The 404-nt window shown below is 36.9% G+C and carries 1 protein-coding gene; it reads right to left on the bottom strand.

All coding sequences use genetic code 11. From position 1 onward, the window contains the following. Positions 1-404: ABC transporter substrate-binding protein (locus ACW9JY_RS10520; RefSeq protein ID WP_457284333.1), on the bottom strand; the 404-nt coding region annotated here is incomplete at both ends.

Below are 404 nucleotides of genomic sequence, written 5' to 3'. Positions count from 1 at the left end.
TATTCTATTCTGTATCCTCTTGAATATGGATTTCTTTGTATGAGGGCTTTGAATCCTTCGATTGATAATTGTACCATGTCTAAATTATGGTTAGCTTGAGCTACTATTGCATTAGTTTCTTCTGTATAAGCATAAAAGAGTACGTATTTTGGTTTTGGTTCACCAAACAACATCCCAGTTGGTGTTCTATCCCAGTCTTCTCTTTTTTCCCAAAGTGTCCAATAACCGGCAGCATCATAATCTTTTAGAGCATATGGACCACTGCTTACAGGAGGATTGAAATCAAAGGATACGGGATCTTCTACTTTTTCAAAAATATGTTTTGGGAAAGGTCTCCATGCTCCCCATCTATCTATAAAATTAGCGTGGAACCGGGAGTTCGGTTCTTTTAATTCAAATACTAC

This window comes from Petrotoga sp. DB-2 (assembly GCF_054051725.1).
Note: the sequence above shows the minus strand (reverse complement) of the source record. Positions and strands in the feature narration are given on the sequence as shown.